The sequence below is a fragment of the Leifsonia sp. 115AMFTsu3.1 genome, from assembly GCF_004362795.1.
In the GTDB taxonomy this organism is placed as follows: Bacteria; Actinomycetota; Actinomycetes; order Actinomycetales; family Microbacteriaceae; genus Leifsonia.
On the sequence record NZ_SNYB01000001.1, the window covers coordinates 1,038,414 to 1,058,459 of the forward strand.

19 protein-coding genes and 2 tRNA genes are annotated in these 20,046 nt (G+C 69.1%); 16 read left to right on the forward strand and 5 right to left on the reverse strand.

Annotation, left to right across the window (positions count from 1 at the left end; genetic code table 11):
* The first annotated feature begins 35 nt into the window (after positions 1-35).
* From AXZ95_RS05080 to msuE, 3 genes are all read left to right on the forward strand, one after another.
* Positions 36-599 carry a hypothetical protein gene (locus tag AXZ95_RS05080; RefSeq protein ID WP_018189933.1) on the forward strand — a complete coding sequence of 188 codons (564 nt, stop codon included), beginning with the start codon at positions 36-38 and terminating at the stop codon, positions 597-599.
* A gap of 77 nt (positions 600-676) precedes the next feature.
* Positions 677-1,687, forward strand: coding sequence for an LLM class flavin-dependent oxidoreductase (locus tag AXZ95_RS05085; RefSeq protein WP_018189934.1), 1,011 nt, complete (start codon positions 677-679; stop codon positions 1,685-1,687).
* Between the two features lie 88 nt (positions 1,688-1,775).
* Complete coding sequence (gene msuE / locus AXZ95_RS05090; RefSeq protein ID WP_018189935.1) at positions 1,776-2,369, forward strand: FMN reductase; 594 nt, start codon at positions 1,776-1,778, stop codon at positions 2,367-2,369.
* A gap of 187 nt (positions 2,370-2,556) precedes the next feature.
* On the opposite strand, the gene AXZ95_RS05095 is transcribed toward msuE, so the two are convergent.
* The 3 genes from AXZ95_RS05095 to AXZ95_RS05105 all read right to left on the reverse strand — a co-directional run bounded on the left by AXZ95_RS05095 (position 2,557) and on the right by AXZ95_RS05105 (position 6,201).
* A tRNA-Pro gene (locus AXZ95_RS05095) sits at positions 2,557-2,630 on the reverse strand.
* Between the two features lie 68 nt (positions 2,631-2,698).
* Positions 2,699-3,679 (reverse strand): metallophosphoesterase, encoded by a 981-nt coding sequence (locus tag AXZ95_RS05100; protein ID WP_018189936.1) that lies wholly within the window; start codon positions 3,677-3,679, stop codon positions 2,699-2,701.
* The gene (locus AXZ95_RS05105; RefSeq protein ID WP_018189937.1) at positions 3,679-6,201 is read right to left on the reverse strand and encodes a transglycosylase domain-containing protein; all 2,523 of its coding nucleotides are present in this window, start codon (positions 6,199-6,201) and stop codon (positions 3,679-3,681) included. The genes AXZ95_RS05100 and AXZ95_RS05105 overlap by 1 nt, the downstream gene beginning before the upstream one ends.
* Positions 6,202-6,282: 81 nt before the next feature.
* On the opposite strand from AXZ95_RS05105, the gene AXZ95_RS05110 reads away from it, so the two are divergent.
* Together AXZ95_RS05110 and AXZ95_RS05115 are read left to right on the forward strand one after the other, a co-directional pair.
* On the forward strand, positions 6,283-6,450 hold the full coding sequence (locus AXZ95_RS05110; protein WP_018189938.1) for a DUF4177 domain-containing protein: 168 nt from the start codon (positions 6,283-6,285) through the stop codon (positions 6,448-6,450).
* Positions 6,450-6,920: a RidA family protein gene (locus tag AXZ95_RS05115; protein WP_018189939.1), complete on the forward strand. Its 471-nt coding sequence runs from the start codon at positions 6,450-6,452 to the stop codon at positions 6,918-6,920. The genes AXZ95_RS05110 and AXZ95_RS05115 overlap by 1 nt, the downstream gene beginning before the upstream one ends.
* A gap of 56 nt (positions 6,921-6,976) precedes the next feature.
* On the opposite strand, the gene acs is transcribed toward AXZ95_RS05115, so the two are convergent.
* Entirely contained in the window at positions 6,977-8,926 is a 1,950-nt protein-coding gene (acs, locus tag AXZ95_RS05120) for an acetate--CoA ligase (RefSeq protein WP_018189940.1), read from the reverse strand.
* A gap of 346 nt (positions 8,927-9,272) precedes the next feature.
* On the opposite strand from acs, the gene AXZ95_RS05125 reads away from it, so the two are divergent.
* The 5 genes from AXZ95_RS05125 (at position 9,273) to AXZ95_RS05145 (ending at position 12,265) form a co-directional block, all read left to right on the forward strand.
* Positions 9,273-10,289, forward strand: a complete 1,017-nt coding sequence (locus AXZ95_RS05125; RefSeq protein ID WP_018189941.1) for a TadA family conjugal transfer-associated ATPase — start codon at positions 9,273-9,275, stop codon at positions 10,287-10,289.
* The gene (locus AXZ95_RS05130; protein WP_026307063.1) at positions 10,286-11,194 is read left to right on the forward strand and encodes a type II secretion system F family protein; all 909 of its coding nucleotides are present in this window, start codon (positions 10,286-10,288) and stop codon (positions 11,192-11,194) included. Before AXZ95_RS05125 ends, AXZ95_RS05130 begins: the two co-directional genes overlap by 4 nt.
* 62 nt (positions 11,195-11,256) lie before the next feature.
* Positions 11,257-11,529 (forward strand): DUF4244 domain-containing protein, encoded by a 273-nt coding sequence (locus AXZ95_RS05135; RefSeq protein WP_018189943.1) that lies wholly within the window; start codon positions 11,257-11,259, stop codon positions 11,527-11,529.
* A gap of 8 nt (positions 11,530-11,537) precedes the next feature.
* The gene (locus tag AXZ95_RS05140) at positions 11,538-11,879 is read left to right on the forward strand and encodes a hypothetical protein (RefSeq protein WP_018189944.1); all 342 of its coding nucleotides are present in this window, start codon (positions 11,538-11,540) and stop codon (positions 11,877-11,879) included.
* A 41-nt stretch (positions 11,880-11,920) separates the two neighbouring features.
* A complete protein-coding gene (locus tag AXZ95_RS05145; protein ID WP_231374351.1) occupies positions 11,921-12,265 on the forward strand; it encodes an Rv3654c family TadE-like protein in 345 nt (114 codons plus the stop codon).
* Between the two features lie 43 nt (positions 12,266-12,308).
* On the opposite strand, the gene AXZ95_RS05150 is transcribed toward AXZ95_RS05145, so the two are convergent.
* Entirely contained in the window at positions 12,309-12,554 is a 246-nt protein-coding gene (locus AXZ95_RS05150) for a hypothetical protein (protein WP_018189946.1), read from the reverse strand.
* A gap of 295 nt (positions 12,555-12,849) precedes the next feature.
* Between AXZ95_RS05150 and topA the strand changes: the two genes are divergently transcribed.
* The 6 genes from topA (at position 12,850) to AXZ95_RS05180 (ending at position 19,972) form a co-directional block, all read left to right on the forward strand.
* Entirely contained in the window at positions 12,850-15,627 is a 2,778-nt protein-coding gene (topA, locus tag AXZ95_RS05155) for a type I DNA topoisomerase (protein ID WP_018189947.1), read from the forward strand.
* Positions 15,624-16,244, forward strand: coding sequence for a dTMP kinase (gene tmk / locus AXZ95_RS05160; RefSeq protein ID WP_018189948.1), 621 nt, complete (start codon positions 15,624-15,626; stop codon positions 16,242-16,244). The genes topA and tmk overlap by 4 nt, the downstream gene beginning before the upstream one ends.
* A 57-nt stretch (positions 16,245-16,301) precedes the next feature.
* Complete coding sequence (locus AXZ95_RS05165) at positions 16,302-17,492, forward strand: DNA polymerase III subunit delta' (RefSeq protein WP_018189949.1); 1,191 nt, start codon at positions 16,302-16,304, stop codon at positions 17,490-17,492.
* Complete coding sequence (locus AXZ95_RS05170) at positions 17,489-19,063, forward strand: alpha/beta hydrolase (RefSeq protein WP_018189950.1); 1,575 nt, start codon at positions 17,489-17,491, stop codon at positions 19,061-19,063. Before AXZ95_RS05165 ends, AXZ95_RS05170 begins: the two co-directional genes overlap by 4 nt.
* A gap of 63 nt (positions 19,064-19,126) precedes the next feature.
* Positions 19,127-19,816: a TetR family transcriptional regulator gene (locus AXZ95_RS05175; RefSeq protein WP_231374352.1), complete on the forward strand. Its 690-nt coding sequence runs from the start codon at positions 19,127-19,129 to the stop codon at positions 19,814-19,816.
* Positions 19,817-19,896: 80 nt separating this feature from the next.
* A tRNA-Thr gene (locus tag AXZ95_RS05180) sits at positions 19,897-19,972 on the forward strand.
* Positions 19,973-20,046: the final 74 nt, after the last annotated feature.

Here is a 20,046-nt window from a genome sequence, read left to right on the forward strand (position 1 = left end):
CGACCGTGAGCCGGGCCCCAACAGAAAGGCGGCCGATGTTCAAGAAGATTCTGGCGGCTATCGCCGTGACCGCGGGGCTGCTGCTTGCGGCTCCGGCCGCGGCGAACGCCGTCAACTACACCGACGGCGCCCAGTGCAAGTTCGATGTCAGCGTCGCAGAGGCGGGCGGCACGGCCACCCTCATCTGCATCCCGGGCACGTGGTCGCCCGGTGAGGCGATCAACTGGACCGTGACCGGCCAGGACGGCGCGGGCTTCAAGCTCGCCTCGCTCCGCACCGCCGACAGCAGTCTTTCGTTCGTGAAGCACGCGAACGCGGACGGCAGCGACGTCCTCACCGTGACGCTCCCCGCGAGCGCCTCGGGTACCTACAGCGTCGTCGGACACGGACAGAGCAGCGGCCACGAGTGCCCCGCCTCCCTGACCGTCCTGCCGGCCGACCAGGCGAGCACCGTCCTCGACCCGGGCAGCAGCGACGGACTGGCCCACACCGGTTCCGTCGTCGCCACCTGGGCGGCATGGATGGGCGGCTCGCTCGTCATCCTCGGACTGATCGCCCTGGCGATCGTCGGCTGGGTGCGCAAGCTCAAGGCGTCCTGACGATCCATACCCGGTGATTCCCGGTCGGCCTCGCGCCGACCGGGAATCGCTGTGTCCGGGGCTGCGTTGCACCTGGGGTGAGCAGCATCCCCCTCAACGTCCTCGACCTCGCCAGCCGCCCCGCCGGGGGCACCAACGCCGATGCCGTCGCCGGCACCATCCAGCTCGCGCAAGCGGCCGAACGGCTCGGCTACGAGAGGTTCTGGGTCGCAGAGCACCACGGCATGCCCGCCATCGCGTCGAGCGCCCCGGCTGTTCTCATCGCCGGAGTCGCGGCAGCGACCGAGCGCATCCGGGTCGGCAGCGGCGGTGTGATGCTGCCCAACCACGCGCCGCTGGTCGTGGCGGAGCAGTTCGGCACCCTGCGCGCCCTGTACGGCGACCGCATCGACCTCGGCATCGGCCGCGCGCCGGGAACTGACGGCGCCACAGCGATGGCTCTGCGCCGGAGCCCCGAGGGACTCGGCGTCGAGGACTTCCCACAGCAGCTCCTCGACCTGTACGGCTTCTTCTACGGCGGCATGAGCGACGCCAACCCTCTGCACGGCATCACCGCCATCCCCGGCCTCGGCGACGCGCCTCAGATCTGGCTGCTGGGCTCGAGCGGCTACAGCGCCCAGGTGGCCGCCGCCCTCGGCATCCCGTTCGCGTTCGCCCATCACTTCGCAGGCGAGAACACCGAGGCCGCGCTCAACCTGTACCGCTCGCGATTCGAGCCGAGTGACACCCTCGCCGAGCCGCACACGATGATCGCGGTCAATGTCATCGCGGACGAGGACCCGCAGACCGTGCGCGCCCTATCCCTTCCCGGCCAGCTGTCCTTCCTGCGGATGCGTCAGGGACAGAAGCCCGAGCCGGTCAGCGTGGAGGAGGCGCTCGCCCACGAGTTCACCCCGCTGGAGGAGGAGTTCATCGCTGCCCGCAACGCCCGTCAGGCGATCGGGACGCCCGCCGAGGTGAAGGCGCGACTCGAGGCGCTGCTGGCCTCCACCCAGGTGGACGAGCTGATGGTCTCGTCCGGCGCCGCGACGCTGGAGGGGCGCATCCGCTCGCTGGAGATCGTCCGGGAGCTGTACCCCGCAGCATGACGGACCGTGACGCCGCCCCGAGCGATGCGGGGCGGCTCCGGGTACCGTTGGGCGAAATCCCGGTCCCCAGCCAGAAGGCGGTTCCCACATGTCGCATCCACTCAACGTGGTCGGAGTGAGCGGAAGCCCGACCCACCCGTCGCGCACCACCGTGCTCGTGGACGAGGTCACGCGCGCCTATGCCGAGGCGTCCGGGGGCATCGCCCGCACCATCCGGCTGGCGCCTCTGCTGCCGGAGCTCGGCGCCGGTCCCTTCCGGAGCAGTCTCAGCCCGACGGTCACCGAGGCTCTGGAGGCGGTCGAGAACGCGGACATCCTCGTGGTCGGGTCACCCGCCTACCGGGCCACGTACACAGGCCTGTTCAAGCTGTTCTTCGACCACGTCGGCCAGTACGCCCTTGTCGACAAGCCGGTCGTCCTGACAGCCACGGGGGGCAGTGACCGGCACGCACTGCTGGTCGAGCACCAGATGCGTCCGCTGTTCGGGTTCTTCCAGTCGCTGACCCTGCCCCTGGGCATCTACGCGGCCGAGAGCGACTTCGAGGACTACGAGATCCGCTCCCAGGACCTGCGGGATCGCATCGACACCGCTGTGGCTCGGACGTTGCCTCTGGTGCGTTCGCGGATCGACCCGGAACTGCGGGTGGCAGAGGTGGAGTTCGCCCGGCCGGATGCGTTTTAGGTCATCACTTCTCCACGGGGGTCGCGCGGTGCGCCCCACCCGCTACCCCAGACGCCGGTCCTCGCTGGCGCTCGGAGCGGCGCCCGGGGCCCCTCGCGGGCGGGGACCCCAATAGACATCAGCGAGTAATGAAAAAGAGGAAGCCCCGGCTCGCATCGCGAGCCGGGGCTTCCTCTTTTTCATTACGTCGGGGTGACAGGATTTGAACCTGCGGCCTCTTCGTCCCGAACGAAGCGCGCTACCAAGCTGCGCCACACCCCGAAGGCCTCATCCAGGATACACGAGCGGGGGAGTGGTCATGACCACAGCACCCTGCTCGGCGCCTCGATTCACGGCGCGGGCGTCAGCGTGACCAGCGACGCCTCCGGCCGGCAGGCGAAGCGCACCGGCGCGAAGATCGACGTGCCGAGGCCCGCCGACACGTTGAGGTACGCAGAGCGGAAGGCATGGCGCCAGACGCTCAACCCCTTCACCTGTGCGCGTGGGATGTCGCAGTTCGTGACCAGCGCGCCGAACCCCGGAACGCAGACCTGACCGCCGTGCGTGTGGCCCGCGAAGATCATCGACGCACCGTAGGTGACGAAGGCGTCGAGGATGCGACGGTACGGCGAATGCGTGACACCGATGGTGACCGCCTGCCGCTGCTCGCTCGGGCCCTCATCCGGCCAGGCGTTGTCATCCGAGAACGGGTCGTCCTCGCGCAGCTGGTCCAGAGCGCCGGGGATGGCCTCCACCCGGTCGAAACGGATGTGCGGGTCGTCCACACCGAAGAACTCGAGGTGCGTTCCCCGGACCTCCAGGCCGGCCGCCCGGTTGTCCAGGTCGGTCCAGCCCAGATCGCGGAAGTACGCCGTCAGGGCGGCCGTGTCGAGCCGCGGGGCGGTCGACGGGCGCTTCTTCGACGGGCCCAAGAAGTACTTCAGCGGGTTCTTCGCCTGCGGGCCGAAGTAGTCGTTGGATCCGTGCACGAAGACGCCCGGGATGCCGCGGAAGCCGTCGTAGGCGGCACGGACGCCCTCGAGGCCCCGGGCATGGCCGAGTACGTCTCCGGTCTCGACGATCAGGTCCGGCTTCAGCCGGGCGAGGGAGCGGATCCACTCCTGCTTGTCCCGCTGCCAGGGCGCCATGTGCAGGTCGGAGAGGTGGAGCACGCGGATCGGCTGCGCCCCGGCCGGAAGGACCGGCGCGCTCACCTCGCGCAGGGTGTACGCGCGACGCTCCACCAGCGAACCGTAGGCGAACGCGGCGGCGCCCGCCCCGGCGAGGAACGCCAGGGCGGACGCCGCCGGTCGGAGGACTCCGCGCGCCACTATCCGCCCGTGCCCGGTGTCGGCTGGACGGCGGGTGCGGTCAGGGTCAGGGTCACCTGGGTTCCCGGCTTGGCAGGGGCATTGCCGGCGGGATCCTGAGCCTGAACGGTCGCGGTCGGACTGTTGCCGCCCGCGGTCTTGACCTTGAATCCGGCGGCAGTGAGCGTAGCGAGCGCGTCGCCGTACTTCTGGCCCACCACGTTCGGGACCGCCACGAGGGACCCGTTGCTGGTGAACAGGGTGATGGCGGTTCCCTTGGTGACCTGGGTTCCCGGGGCCGGATCGGTTGCCGAGATCGTTCCGGCGGGGGCGACCGAGTCCTGCGGGCCGCCGTCGGTCGAGTCCAGCCCGAGGCCGGTCAGGATCGACTTCGCCTCGTCGGGCGTCTTACCCGTCAGGTCGGGAACTGCGACCTGGACGCCGCGCGTCAGCTTGTCGGGCGCCGCCGGGAAGTCGTCGCCGCCGTACTTGCCGACCGCCGCGGTCATCATGATTCGCATGACATCGGTACGAGCCGACGCGGGCGACTTGCCGTGGGTCGGGTACACCTTGCGGAAGTCGACGTGGTTGTTGATGTTGCCGACCCAGTAGGCGCCGGCGACCTTCGTCGTGGCCGCCACGAGCCAAAGCTGGTCGTTGTACTCCGTCGTTCCCGTCTTGCCGAGCATGTCCTTGCCGGTGCGGTTCATCCCCGCCGCGGTGCCGTTCTGGATCGGACCCTGGAGCGCCTTCGCCATCGTGTTGGCGACCGCCGGATCGACGGACTGCGTGCAGGCGCTCTGCGGCACCTTCACGTCCTTGCCGTTCGCGTCGAGGATCTTGTCGATGGCGATCGGCGAGCACGTCATCCCGTTGTTGGCGATGCCCGCGAAGGCGGTGGCCATGGTCAGAGGGGCGATGTAGTTGGTGCCCAGCACCGACGCGGGGTTCGTGTCCAGAGGCTCGCCCTTGGCGGTGTGGACTCCGAACGCTTCGGCGTCCTTCTTGATCTCGCACAGGTCCACCTGGGAGGCCATCGAGATGAAGGCCGTGTTGATGGACAGCGTGGTCGCGCTCTGAGCGTTGCGGATGCCGGTCTCTCCCGGCGAGTCGTTCTGCGGCGTGTAGGTGCCGCTCCAGTTCCCCGCGCACGAGTCCTTGAACGACTTGTAGGTCCGGATGTTGGCGTTGACGGGCTCGCTGAGGGAGTGGCCCTGCTTGAGCCATTCGGCGAGGGTGAAGACCTTGTAGGTGGAGCCGACCTGGAATCCGCCCGAGCCGCCGTACTTCTGGTCGGTGGCCAGGTTCACGGAGGAGAAGTCGGTGCTCGTGTTGAGCACCTCCGGGTCCTGGCTGTACTTCTTGTTCTGCGCCATGTAGAGCACGCGCCCGGTGCCCGGCTGCACACCCACCAGCACTCCGCCGATGTCGGCCTTGGGATAGGAGGCCGGCACGTAGGAGTTGATGGTCTCCTCGGCGACCTGCTGCAGCTGGAGGTCGAGGCTGGTGTAGATCTTGTAACCGCCGCGGTTGAAGTTGGAGGTGCGGGTGTCCTCGTCGGCGCCGAAAGTGGGGTCGTTGAGGATGATCTTCTGGACGTAGTCGCAGAAGTACGCCGACCCGCCCGCGGTCTGGCAACCTCGCTCCGAGGGGGTGATCACCGGCTGGATCGGGGTCTTGACCGCTTCCTCGTACTGCGCCTTCGTGAGGCGCTTGTACTGGTACATCTTCTGAAGGATGTAGTCGCGGCGCTCCTTGTTCTTCGCGTAGCCGTTCGCGGCGCCGTTGGTCTCCGAACCGGGGTTGTCGATCTTCAGGCTGGTCGGCTCGTTCACGATCGCGATCAGGCTGGCCGCCTGCGCAGGCGTCAGCGCTGCCGCAGTCGTGTTGTAGTAGTAATGCGCTGCGGCCTCGATGCCGTAGACGGTGCCACCGAAGCCTGCGATGTTCAGGTACCCGACCAGGATCTGGTCCTTGGTGTACTTCTTCTCGATGCCGATCGCGTACTTCATCTCCTTGACCTTTCGGTCGGGAGACACGCCCGTGGAGTCATCCACGCACTGCTGGTACTTGGCCTTCTGCTCCTTGGACTTCACCGGGAGCGCCTCGCACTTCTGCAGCAGCACGTTCTTCACGTACTGCTGGGTGATCGAGGATCCACCCTGCACACCGCCGCCGGCGACGGTGGAGAGCACGCCGCGCACGGTGCCCTGGATGTCGACACCGCCATGCGTGTAGAACCGGGGGTCCTCACCCGCGATCGCGGCATCCTTCGCCGCCTGCGAGATCTGGTCGAAGGCGACCGGCAGGCGGTTCTGGGAGTAGAACGTGGCGAGCGGAACGTCCTGGTCGCCGTTCTTGGCATAGATGGTGGTCGGCTGGGCCAGCTGGTCGACGTTCAGGTACTCCGGGAGTCCCTCGAACACGCCGATGCTGTTATTGGCCGCCATCCCCGTCACAGCGATCGCAGGCGTGACGGCGGCGGTGACCAGAAGACCGGCCACAACACTCATGCCGATGAACGCACCGGCGGCGCCGAGCACACCTCTAGCCTGTGGTTTTTGCGCAGACATAGGATCAGAGTAGGTGATGAACCTGCAAAATCCCCCGATCCGAGGAGCACGATGCCGCGCTGGGAGTACCTGACCACCCCGCTGATGATCCACAACACCGCAGCGATCCTGAACAACTGGGGGTCGGAGGGCTGGGAGCTGGTGCAGATCGTCACCGGTCCGGAGGGCGGACTCGTCGCCTACCTGAAGCGCCCCGTGGCGGACGGGGAGCAGGCCTGATGGCGGACGTCGAGGCGCGTCTCGCCCAGCTCGGGATCGACCTGCCGGACGTGGTCCCTCCGGTCGCGGCATACACGCCGGCGGTGCTCGACGGACACCACGTCTACACCTCGGGGCAGCTGCCGATGGTGGCCGGAGCCCTTCCGGCGACCGGCAAGGTCGGTGAAGGTGCCGGCCTCGTCCCGCCCGCCGATGCCAAGGAGTACGCACGGATCTGCGCGTTGAACGCGCTTGCCGCCGCGAAGAGCGTCCTCGGCTCGCTCGATCGAGTGACCCGTGTGGTGAAGGTCGTCGGCTTCGTCTCCTCCGACCCCGCGTTCACCGGCCAGCCTGCGGTCATCAACGGGGCGTCCGAGGTGCTCGGCGAGATCTTCGGCGACGCCGGTGTCCACGCCCGCTCCGCCGTGGGCGTCGCCGTGCTGCCCCTCGACGCGCCGGTCGAGGTGGAGCTGATCCTCGCCGTCGACTGAGCGCGGATACGACGAAGGGGCGACACCGACCGGTGCCGCCCCTTCGTCGTCTCCGGCTAGGAGAGCTTGGCCTGGATCGAACTCATCACCGCGGTGTCCGCCAGGGTGGTGGTGTCGCCGACCTCCCGGCCCTCGGCCACATCCCGCAGCAGGCGTCGCATGATCTTGCCCGATCGCGTCTTGGGCAGCTCCGTGACGATGAAGATGTCACGGGGACGCGCGATCGCACCGATCTGCTCGGCGACGTGCTTGCGCAGCTCGGCCGCGACATCCATCGCGCCGGCCTGCTCCAGCTGGTTCTGCTTGATGATCACGAACGCGACGACGGCCTGGCCGGTCGTCTCGTCGTTCGCCCCGACGACCGCCGCCTCGGCCGTGAAGGGATGCGCGACCAGGGCGGACTCGATCTCCGCCGTCGACAGGCGGTGGCCCGACACGTTCATGACGTCGTCCACCCTGCCCAGCAGCCAGATGTCGCCATCCTTGTCGTAGCGCGCGCCATCGCCGGCGAAGTACTTGTCGCCGAACTTCGACCAGTAGGTCTCCCTGAAGCGCTCCGGGTCTCCCCAGATGCCGCGCAGCATGCTCGGCCACGGTTCCGTGACGACCAGCAGGCCGCCCTGGTCCTTGCCGACGGGTGTGCCCGACTCGTCGAGGATGTCGATCGAGATGCCCGGCAGGGGCACCTGGGCGCTCCCCGGCTTCAGCGTCGTGACCCCCGGGAGGGCCGAGACCATGATCGCGCCGGTCTCGGTCTGCCACCAGGTGTCCACGATCGGGGTCGTGTCGCCGCCGATGACCTCGCGGTACCACATCCACGCTTCCGGGTTGATCGGCTCACCGACCGAGCCGAGGACGCGCAGGCTCGACAGGTCGAACTGCTGCGGGTGCTGGCGGCCCAGCTTCATGAACGAGCGGATCGCGGTCGGCGCGGTGTAGAAGATCGAGACCTTGTACTTCTCGATCAGCTCCCACCAGCGGCCGGGGTGCGGCGTCTCGGGCGTGCCCTCGTACATCACCTGGGTCGCGCCGTTCGCGAGCGGCCCGTAGACGACGTATGTGTGGCCGGTGATCCATCCCACGTCGGCGCTGCACCAGTACACGTCGGACTCGGGGTGGAGGTCGAAGACGAACTTGTGCGTGAACGAGGCCTGCGTCAGGTACCCGCCGGTGGTGTGCAGGATGCCCTTCGGCTTACCCGTCGTGCCGGACGTGTAGAGGATGAAGAGGGGCTGCTCGGCGGGGAACGCCTTCGCCACGTGATCGGCGTCGACCAGCGCGAGCTCGTCGTGCCACCACAGGTCGCGGCCCTCGGTCCAGGCCACCTCGTTCTCGCCGCGCTTGACCACGAGCACGTGCTCGACCGTGGTCGCGTCGCCGGTGAGCGCCGCATCCACCGCGTCCTTCAGGGGGAAGACGCGGCCCTTGCGCCAGCCGCCGTCCGCGGTGATGACGAGCTTCGCCTCCGCGTCGTCGATGCGCGAGCGGAGGCTCTCGGCGCTGAAGCCGCCGAAGACGACGGAGTGCACCGCGCCGATCCGTGCGACAGCGAGCATCGCGATGACGGCCTCGGGGATCATCGGGAGGTAGATCGCCACGCGGTCGCCGGCGCGGATGCCCAGACTGGTGAGCAGGTTGGCCGCCTTCTTCACCTCGGCCGTCAGCTCGGCGTACGTGATCGTGCGGGTGTCGCCCGGTTCGCCCTCCCAGTGGATCGCGACACGGTCGCCGTTGCCGGCAAGCACATGCCGGTCGAGGCAGTTGTAGGCGACGTTCAGCTCGCCGTCGTCGAACCACTTGGCGAAGGGAGGCTCGCTCCAGTCGAGCGTGCGCGTGAACGGCGTGTGCCAGTGCAGCAGCTCGCGAGCCTGGTCGGCCCAGAATCCCAGCCGGTCGGCGGCCGCGCGCTCGTACAGGCCCGCGTCGGCGATCGCGTTCGCGGCGAACTCGTCGCTCGGTGGGAACCGGCGGGCTTCGTGCAGCAGGTTGTCGATTGTGTTGCTCATGGGGAGTCTTTTCGCTCCTTTGCGATGCGGTCGATACGGGTCGTGGCGCGACAATGCCTGACTCTACAACCTGCTCGAGCGACCGCCCCAGGAGACTTGCGTTTGCATCGATTCTGCGTAAACTGGACCCCGGCCGAATGTAAATTCGTGCGTGCGGCGCAATCGATTCCCCCCAATCCTGCGCCGCAGTGGCCGCACCTGTTCCCCCCAATAGGTGCGGCCCCCCTTTTTTAACCGGCAGGTCGACTCCTCCGGGCGGTTGTTCACAGCTGGATGCGGTGGTGGCTTCTCCACCGATGTGATGGAGAGTCGCCGGCCGTGGGTATGGCATCTCTAGCGTCGTCGCATGACGAACCACCAGCGCGGCGACGAGTCTCCCGGACTCTGGCGCACTTTCGGACCACTCGCTCCTTACCTCCTGCGCCCCGGGGTCACCGACCTCTTTGTGACCGCATCGGGGGAGCTCTGGAGCGACGGGCCACCGGAGGGGTTACGGCGGGAGGGCGGCTGGCGCGCAGACCGGTCGAGCGCGCGGGAGCTGGCGGTTCGGCTGATCGCCGCGGGTGGTCGCCACATCGACGAGGCGACTCCGTTCGTCGATGTCCGGCTGACCGGCGGCGTGCGAGTCCATGCGGTCCTCCCGCCGGTGTCGACCGGGGGCGCGCTGCTGTCGATCCGCGTGCCAGCGCGGGAGCAGCCGACCCTGGACGAGCTGGTCGCCCGCGGCGGGATGGAGCCGCTCGAACGGGATCGGCTGCTGCGGGCCGTCCGCGCCAGGACGAACCTGCTGATCACCGGCGCCGGCGGCGCGGGCAAGACGACGCTCCTGGCGGCGCTCCTCGGGAACGCCCCGCCGGATGAGCGGATCGTGGTGATCGAGGATGTCGCGGAGCTGCGCATCCGTCATCCGCACGTCGTCGGTCTCGAGACCCGGCAGCCGAATCTCGAAGGCGCCGGCGGCGTCGATCTGAGCCGGCTGGTGCGGGAGGCCCTGAGGATGCGCCCGGACAGGCTCGTGCTCGGCGAATGCCGGGGTGAGGAGGTGCGTGACCTTCTCGCCGCGCTCAATACCGGCCACGACGGCGGCGCCGGGACTCTGCACGCGAACTCGCTGGAGGACGTTCCCGCCCGGCTCGAGGCGCTGGGCGCATTGGCCGGGCTGGACGACCACGCGTTGGCGAGGCAGGCGGTGAGTGCGATCGGGCTGGTCGTGCACCTGTCGAGGGCCGACGGCGTGAGGAAGGTCTCGGGCTTCGGACGGCTGCACCTGGATGGAGCGGGCCGGTTGGCGATCACACCGCTCGGCGCCGGCGGCGGTGTGGTCGGCGACGGCGGTGCCGCCTGTGCCGGTTCGGGACCGTGAGACGACCGCGCGCGCCGGCCGGAGCGCAGCCGGATGCTGTCGCCGCACTCGCCGAGTCGCTCGCCGTGCTGCTCGATGCGGGACTGCCCCCGCGGTCCGCCTGGGAGGCCACTGCCGGGTACGGAGCGCATCCTCTGGCGGATCGGGTCGCGAACACCCTCAGGCATCAGCTGTCGTGCGCGTCCGCTCTTCTGCAGGCAGCCGACACCGACGACGTCCGCATGCTCGCGGTGGCGTGGCGGGTCGCCGAACGGGCGGGCGCACCGCTGGGCCACGCGCTGCGTGCGATGGCGGAGACGCTGAGAGACGCGGCGGAGACGGAACGGGAGGTGGACGTCGCCCTGAGCGGTCCCCGCGCGACGGCGCGGCTCGTCTCGTGGTTGCCGGCGGTCGGGGCGGTACTGGCTGGAGCGCTCGGAGCGGACCTCGTGGGCGCACTGGGGTCGGCACCCGGCGCGATATCCGTCGGTGCTGGCGTTCTGCTCATGCTGGCCGGCCGGTGGTGGATGCGTGCACTGGTCACATGCGCGGTCGCACGCCCGCTGCCGCAGGGGCTTGCCGAGGAGCTCATCGCCGTCGGATTGGCCGGTGGCGTGTCGATCGGCGCGGCGCGGGAGATCGTGAGAGAGGCCGCGGAGGAATCCGGGCTTGGCTCGCTGGATGAGCGAGGTGCCGCACGAGTACTCCGGCTGGCCTCCGCGGCCGGGGCACCCGCCGGCGAGCTGCTGACCGCCGCCGCGCGCCAGCAGCGCCGAACGGCCAGGGCCGAGGGTCGTCGACGCGCAACCACGCTCGGCGTCCGGCTGATGGTGCCCGTGGGCGCCTGTGTCCTCCCCAGCTTCGTTTTGCTGGCCGTCGCGCCGCTGGTGCTGTCCCTGTTGTCGTCCACAACCGCGGGTCTGTGATGACTGTCCACAGATCGGCCGTCCCGCATCCGCCAGGCGGCCCCGAACCGAAGGATGGAGTCATGAAGCACATGACGATCGAAGAACGAACGGGCGAGGGCGTTCCGCGTTCCCTCGGCAGCGACGGGCGATCCGCGCTGCGGCGACTCGGGCGACGATTCGGCCGACGGTTCCGGCGACGACTCGCCGACGACCGGGGCGCGGCGACCGCCGAATACGCCATCACGATCCTGGCCGCTGTCGGGTTCGCCGGGCTCCTTGTCGCCCTGTTGAAGGGCGATGAAGTGAAAGGAATCCTCTCCGACCTGGTGCATCGTGCGCTGTCGGGCGGATGACGGTCCGCGTGGCGTCCGTCCGAGACCTCCGCGACGAGCGGGGCAGCGTGACGGCCGAGTTCGCGGTCGTACTCCCGGCGGTGCTCGCGTGTCTCGCGCTCTGCATCGGCGCTCTCCATGGAGCGGTTCAGTACGGATCGCTCGCGGCCGGGGCGGCCGTGGCAGCGCGGTTGGAGGGCAGGGGAGACGACCCGGGTGGTTCGATCCCGGCTGGAGCGACAGCGATGGTCGAGAGGGAGGGGCGGACCGTATGCGTTCGACTGACGGCGGCAGGCGACACGGTTCTCAGCCGTCTCGGCGTCCTGCTCAGCGCGAGGGCGTGCGCCCTGGACGAGGCGGAGGCGGGATGAAGGGGAGGGTGTCCGAGTCGCCCGGTTGCCGGTCGGCGGTCGTGGCTGCACTGCATTCGGACGGGGGGAGCGGCTCGGTGCTCGCGCTCGCAGCGGTGTGCGCGATCGTCACGGTGTCGACGGGCGGAGTCGCGGTGGTCGGAGCCGGAGCGGCGCACGCGCGCGCAGCCATGGCGGCCGACCTGGCGGCGCTTGCCGGCGCCGACGTGGCGAGCGGCCGTGCGGGAGGGGTGCCCTGCGACGTGGCCCAGAGCATCGCGCAGCTGAACGGAGCGGCGATGACCGACTGCGATCAGAACGGGACGGTGGTCACCGTGACCACATCCACCCCGTACCTCGCCTTTGCCTCGACGGCATCGGCGCGTGCCGGACCGCCCGGCGGGTAGGTTCCGAAGCCGGAGGTGTCCGCGCGACGCCGACGGGTTCCGATCAGTCGAAGACGGTCTCGAGGTAGCGGTATGAGACGGCGGTGGGGCGCTGCCCGCGGCCGTCGTCGGAAGCGTATTCGAGCTCGGCCCCCGACGCTCTCACATAGAGGTAGTGCTTGGAGCCCACGGGTGCCGAGATCTCCAGGCGAGGGCGGGCGTCGCCGGAGTCGAGGAAACCGGTCGAGATCGTCTTGCCCTCCAGAGGTCCGTCGATCAATTTGGCGGTGTACATCATCGTCGTTGCCATACACGTATTGTCCTCCCCACGGGATCGTCGGCATAGGGTCGGTGGGTGCTCCGTCCCTGGGGCCGTCCGTTCGGTCCGGCGCGGGGAGGGCGTTCGCCTGGGCTGCGCCGACGGCGAACGCCGAACACTCGATTAGGCGGACAAGCGGCGAAGGTGTGTATGGTTTGCCTGTCGGCCGCACGGACCATCCCAACAATGGATCGGCGCCTTCAGGGGGAGCGCGCCACGCCGGTCCAGTCGTGACGACAACCGTGAGCTGTGGCGACACAGTGTGTGCATATATAAGAGGAGTCAGGTGCCTGACACGAAGAAGCTCGTCATCGTCGAGTCTCCGAACAAGGTGAAGTCGATCGCCCAGTATCTCGGCGACGGCTACGAGGTCATGGCCTCGGTCGGGCACATCCGCGACCTCATCGAGCCGAAGAACCTGCCGCCCGAGCTCAAGAAGGGGTCGCTGGGCAAGTTCTCCGTCGACGTCGAGAACGAGTTCGAGCCCTACTACGTGGTGTCCGACCAGAAGAAGAAGACGGTCGCCGACCTCAAGCGTGCTCTCAAGAACGCCGACGAACTCCTCCTCGCAACGGATGAGGACCGCGAAGGAGAGGCCATCGCCTGGCACCTCGTCGAGGTGCTGAAGCCCAAGGTGCCCGTCAAGCGGATGGTCTTCCACGAGATCACCCGCGAGGCCATCGAGAAGGCTCGCGACAACACCCGCGAGATCGACACGGCTCTGGTCGACGCTCAGGAGACCCGCCGCATCCTCGACCGGCTCTATGGCTATGAGGTGTCCCCCGTCCTCTGGCGCAAGGTCGGACCAGGCCTCTCGGCCGGTCGCGTCCAGTCCGCGGCCACCCGGCTCGTCGTCGACCGCGAGCGCGAGCGCCTGGCGTTCGTCCCGGCCTCGTACTGGGGGCTGACCGCACAGCTGGCTCCGGAAGACGCGAACGCCTTCGAGGCACGCCTCGCCCGGATCGACGGCGACCGCGTCGCCACCGGCCGCGATTTCGACGACCACGGCCGCCTCACCACGAAAGCCCGGACGCTCGACGAGGCCTCCGCGACCACGCTCGCGGCGGCGATCCGTCAGCCGAGCACGACCGTCGCCGTCTCCAAGGTCGACTCCAAGCCCTACTCGCGGCGCCCCGCCGCCCCGTTCACCACCTCGACCCTCCAGCAGGAGGCGGCGCGCAAGCTCCGCTTCTCCGCGCGGCAGACGATGAGTGTCGCGCAGACTCTCTACGAGAACGGGTACATCACCTATATGCGCACCGACTCCGCGTCGCTGTCGCAGCAGGCGACGAACGCTGCGCGGACGCAGGCGGCGAAGCTGTACGGTCCGGAGACGGTCCCCGACAAGCCGCGCACCTACGCATCCAAGAGCAAGAACGCGCAGGAGGCGCACGAGGCGATCCGTCCGTCGGGCGAGACCTTCCGCACCCCTGCCGAGCTGGAGCGCTCGCTGCGCGGACCCGAGCTGCGTCTGTACGAGCTGATCTGGAAGCGGACCGTCGCCTCCCAGATGGCCGACGCGAAAGGCCAGACGGCATCCGTCACCGTCGAGGCGCGCGTCTCGGAAGGACCGCTCGACGGCACCGTGGCCGAGTTCACGGCCAGCGGCACCGTGATCACGTTCCGAGGCTTCCTGAACGCCTACGAGGAGAGCCGGGACGAGGAGCGCAACAGCAGCGACTCGGCCGAGGCCAAGCTTCCGCCGCTCACCGAGAAGCAGGCTCTGACCGTCCGCGACATCGCCGCCGACGGCCACGAGACCACCCCGCCACCGCGCTACACGGAGGCGAGCCTCGTCAAGACGCTCGAAGAGCTCGGGATCGGGCGCCCCTCCACCTTCGCGAGCATCATCTCCACCATCATCGACCGCGGATACGTGACCCAGCGCGGCCAGTCCCTCGTCCCCAGCTGGGTCGCCTTCTCGGTCGTCCGGCTGCTCGAGGACTACTTCGGCGACCTGGTGCAGTACGACTTCACCGCCGAGATGGAGGATGACCTCGACCGCATCGCCGATGGCGAGGCCGAGCGCATCGACTGGCTGAACAGCTTCTACTTCGGCAGCGACAAGCACAAGGGTCTCCGACGGGTCATCGACAACCTCGGCGACATCGACGCCCGCAGCATCAACTCCATCGCCATCGACGACGGAGTGACGCTCCGCATCGGCAAGTACGGCCCCTACCTCGAGGTGTCCGAGCCCGATGCCGGTCCCGACGCCCAGCCGCGCCGCGTCAACATCCCGCCGGAGCTCGCTCCCGACGAGCTCACGCCTGCCAAGGCGCACGAGCTGATCGAGGCGCCGGTCCAGACCGACCGCGTGCTCGGGACGAACCCCGACAACGGCAAGCTCGTCCTCGCCAAGGACGGCCGCTTCGGACCGTACGTCACCGAGGCCGACCCCGAGGACGAAGCGGCAGCCGATCCCAAGACCGGTGAGGTGAAGGAGCCGGCGAAGACCAAGAAGACCGCCGCCGCCAAGCCGCGCACGGCATCCCTCTTCAAATCGATGGATCTGGCGACCCTCGACCTCGACACCGCGCTCAAACTGCTCGACCTCCCGCGGGTCGTGGGAGCCGACCCGGAGAGCGGCGAAGAGATCCAGGCGCAGAACGGTCGCTACGGCCCGTACCTCAAGAAGGGCGCCGACACCCGGTCGCTCCCGAGCGAGGATGACATCTTCGACATCGACCTGCCGGGCGCGCTGGAGCTGTTCGCCCAGCCGAAGTACGGCAACCGCCGGGCGTCGAGCGCTCTCAAGGAGTTCGACGCCGATCCGGTCAGCGGCAAGCCGATCCGCGTGAAGGACGGCCGCTTCGGCCCGTACGTCACCGACGGTGAGACCAACGCCACGATCCCGCGCGGCGAGACCGTGGACGAGGTCGACTTCGACCGCGCGGTCCAGCTGCTCGCCGACAAGCGAGCGAAGGGACCGGCCAAGAAGCCGGCGCGGAAGACCGCTGCGGCCAAGACGACGACCGCCAAGACGACGGCCAAGAAGCCCGCCGCCAAGAAGCCGGCGGCCAAGAAGTCCACGACCGCTGCGGCGAAGAAGTCCGCCGAGTGAGCGAGGGCCTCTTCATCACGCTCGAGGGCGGCGACGGGGTCGGAAAGTCCACGCAGGCGGCGCTCTTGGAGGAGTGGCTCACCGGGCGCGGCCGCACCGTCGTGCGCACCCGCGAGCCGGGCGGCACGGACGCCGGCGTCGAGATCCGCGAGATCGTCCTCCACCACCGCGGAGACATCGCGCCGCGTGCCGAGGCACTCCTCTACGCAGCCGACCGTGCTCACCACATCGCCACGGTGGTCCGTCCGGCCCTGTCCCGCGGCGACATCGTCGTTCAGGACCGGTACATCGACTCCTCCGTCGCCTACCAGGGCGCGGGGCGGGTCCTTGACGCGCAGCAGATCCGCGACCTGTCCCTGTGGGCGGCCGAGGGGTTGCTGCCGGACCTCACCATCCTGCTCGACCTCGACGAGGACACCGCGCGCACCCGGCTCGACTCCGCGCGCACCCGGTACGACCGCCTGGAGGCGGAACGCTCGGACTTCCACGCCCGCGTCCGCGCCGGCTACCTCGCGCTGGCCGAGCAGGAGCCCGAGCGCTTCCTGGTCGTGGATGCGAGCCGGCCCGTCGAGGAGATCGCCGCGGAGATCCGCGACCGCCTCGACCTGCGCGTCTGAGGACCGTCGTGCGGAGACCGAGCAAGCGTGTCCGTCGTGCCAGCTAGCCTGGACACCATGACGGTGTGGGACGAGCTCACGGGGCAGGACGAGGCGATCGAGGTCGTCCGCGCTGCCGCGATCGGCTCCGCCGCAGGCAACGGAGCCGGTGCTCCCGGCCGCGGGATGACGCACTCCTGGCTCATCACCGGCCCGCCCGGCTCCGGCCGATCGAACCTCGCATACGCCTTCGCGACAGCGCTGCTCAGCCCCGGCACGCCCGAAGGCGACCTCGCCACGCGCCGTCAGGTCGACGCCCGCACCCACCCCGACCTCGCCGTCCTGAGCACCGAGCGCGTCATCATCTCCATCGACGAGGTCCGCGCCCTCGTCGCCAGCTCGCAGTTCGCGCCGTCGGTCGGCAGATACCGCGTGATGGTGATCGAAGACGCCGACCGGATGACCGAACGCACCTCCAACGTCCTGCTGAAGGCGCTCGAGGAGCCGCCGGAGCGGACCGTCTGGATCCTCTGCGCGCCGAGCGACGCCGACCTTCTCCCGACCATCCGCTCCCGGGTCCGCACCGTGCGGCTGCGGGTGCCCAGCGTCGACGATGTCGCCCGCCTCATCCAGCGGCGGGACGGAGTGGATGCGGAGACCGCGGAGCGCGCTGCCCGCCACGCGCAGAGCCACATCGGCATGGCGCATCGCCTCGCCACCCACGAGGAGGCCCGCCGCCGGCGCGAGCAGACGCTCGAGCTGGCCCTCGGAATCCGCTCCGTCTCCGACGCCGTCCTCGCGGCGGCGACCCTGCTGGAGATCGCCGGCGCCGACGCGAAGGCGATCACCGAGGAGAGGGATGCCGAGGAGCGCGAGCACGCCCTGCGCTCGCTCGGAATCGAGCCGGGCGGGACGATCCCCCCGGCGCTCCGCGGCCAGCTGCGCCAGCTCGAAGAGGATCAGAAGCGCCGAGCGACCCGCAGCCTCCGCGACGGGATCGACCGCATCCTCGTCGACCTGCTCTCGCTGTACCGCGACGTGATGATGATCCAGCTCGGCAGCGACAGCGAACTGGTGAACCGCGAGCTGCGCGCCGAGCTGGACGCTCTCAGCACCCACACGACTCCGGCCGCTACGCTCGCCGCGATGGACGCCGTCGCGACCGCGCGTGAGCGCATCGACGGCAACGTCGCCCCGGCCCTCGCCCTCGAGGCCATGCTGACCACCATCCTGCGCGGCACGACCGCTCGAAAGGGGACCGACCTGTGATCACCCGACCCGGCCGTGCCCCGGTACGCGACCAGGCCGCGAGACGGCGCACCGCCCGCACCGCGGCCGTTGCGCTCGCCGCCGTCGTCGCCCTGACCCTCAGCGGCTGCGTGACCTGGTTCCTGCCCGCGAAGACGGTGACGACGTCCACTCCCGCTCCTGACGACGTCTCCGCCGAGCTGCAGCCGTACTACAGCCAGGTGCTGCACTGGACGAACTGCAGCGGCGGCAAGCAGTGCACGACCGTCAAAGCCCCTCTCGACTGGGACCACCCCGGCAAGGGCGACGTCGAGCTCGCGCTCATCCGTCAGCCCGCGAAGGGGACCAAGCAGGGCTCGCTGCTCACCAATCCCGGCGGCCCCGGCGCATCCGGCTTCGACTTCGTCAAGGACTCGGTCGACTTCGTCGCCGACGACACCCTCCAGCAGCACTTCGACATCGTCGGCTTCGACCCGCGCGGCGTCGGCCGGTCCACTGCGGTGAAATGCTACGACGCCGAGCAGATGGACCAGTACCTGTACGGCATCACCCCCGGTGAGCGCGGCTCCGACCAGTGGATCGCCGAGAACACCACCATCGCCAAGGACTTCGGCGAGGCGTGCAAGAAGAACACCGGCGCTCCGCTGCCGAAGGTCGACACGGTCAGCGCCGCGCACGACCTCGATCTGCTCCGGGCGACGCTCGGGGACAAGAAGCTCAACTACCTCGGCTACTCGTACGGCACCTACCTGGGCGCCGTGTACGCGGGGCTGTACCCGGGAAAGACCGGGCGGCTCGTGCTGGACGGCGCGCTCGATCCCGCCGCGACGAACTTCGACGTGACCGAGGTGCAGGCCAAGGGATTCGAGAGCGCGCTGCGCGCCTACCTGACCGACTGCCTGACCCGGAAGGACTGCCCGTTCACCGGCACGGTGGACGACGCGATGAGCACGGTCGGGCAGCTGCTCGCGTCGGTCGAGAAGAGCCCGATCCGCAACTCCGACGGTCGCGAGCTCGGCGCGAACACCCTCGTGACGGCGATCATCACGCCGCTGTACGACGCGACCGCGTGGTCGTACCTCGACAAGCTGTTCGAGTCGGTGATGAAGGGGAGCGCATCCGTCGCCTTCTCGCTGGCGGACACCTACAACAACCGCGACGCCGACGGCACGTACTCGGACAACTCCACCGAGGCGTTCGTCGCCATCAACTGCCTGGACTACACCTACGACGCCGATCCCGCGCTCATGCGCCAGCAGGCGGCGGAACTGGCCAAGGCGGCCCCCGTGATCGGCCCGTACATGGCCTACGGCGACATCGGCTGCGCCAACTGGCCGTACCAGTCGACCGGACAGCGCGGGCCGATCTCCGCGGACGGCTCGGCGCCCATCCTCGTCGTCGGCACCACCAACGACCCCGCGACGCCGTACGTGTGGGCCAAGAATCTCGCCTCCCAGCTGCAGAACGGGCACCTGCTCACCTATAAGGGCGAGGGGCACACCGCGTACAACAAGTCCAACTCCTGTGTGAACGACACGGTCGACGACTACCTCGTCAACGGCACCGTTCCGACCGACGGGAAGACCTGCTGATCCGTCGGCGTCCGCCGTTCGGGTGAGTGGTGCAATTTTGCAGGGAGTGAAATAATCGAAGTCGTGTCAGTGGCCCCCGATTCCACGCTGAACGAGCTCGGACTCCGCGAGCGGAAGCGCATCGCAACCCGTCGCGCGATCCAGTTCGCCGCCGTCGAGCTCGCCAGCGAGCGCGGATTCGACCGCGTGACGATCGACGAGATCAGTCACGTCGCGAACGTCTCGCCGCGGACCTTCTTCAACTACTTCCCCTCGAAGGAGTCCGCCATCATCGGCGAACTCCCGGAGCTCCCGGACGAGGAGACCATCGAGGAGTTCATCTCCGCGGGGCCGAGCCAGCCGATCCTCGACGGAATCAGCACCCTGCTGGTCGCCGCGATCGACCTGGGCGAGACCGTCGACGGGGAAGCCGAAGCGCCCCAGGCGCCCGAGAGCGTCCATCGCCTGCACACCCTCCGTCGGGCCCTCCTCAAGGACAACCCGGAGCTCTTCGCGCTGCGCATGGCCAGCATGCACAAGTTCGAGGATGCGCTGAGCGGCGTCGTCCAGCGCCGCCTCGCGCACGACGACCCGGCTCTCGCTGCCGACGAGGAAGCCCTGCACCAGCGCGCCCGATTGGTGACCTACGTGGCCTTCGCGGGTATGCGGCACGCGTGGTCCTGCTGGGCCGACCACGGCGGCGTCGAGCCGCTCTCCGACCGCCTGCGCAGCTCGTTCGAGCAGCTCTCAGCGCTCGGAACGCAGGTCCGCTGACGCCGTCCCGGCATGGTCGGCAGCACCCCGCATGATCGGGTAAGCTATCTTCCTGTGCGTCGGACGGAAGTCCGGCCCACGCCGCCCTAGCTCAGTCGGCAGAGCATCTCACTCGTAATGAGAAGGTCAAGGGTTCGATTCCCTTGGGCGGCTCCATCACTTCCTTCTTCCGAACATCCGGACAGATTCCTCGTGCACATGCGCGCCCCTCGGAGTAGCCTGAGGGCACA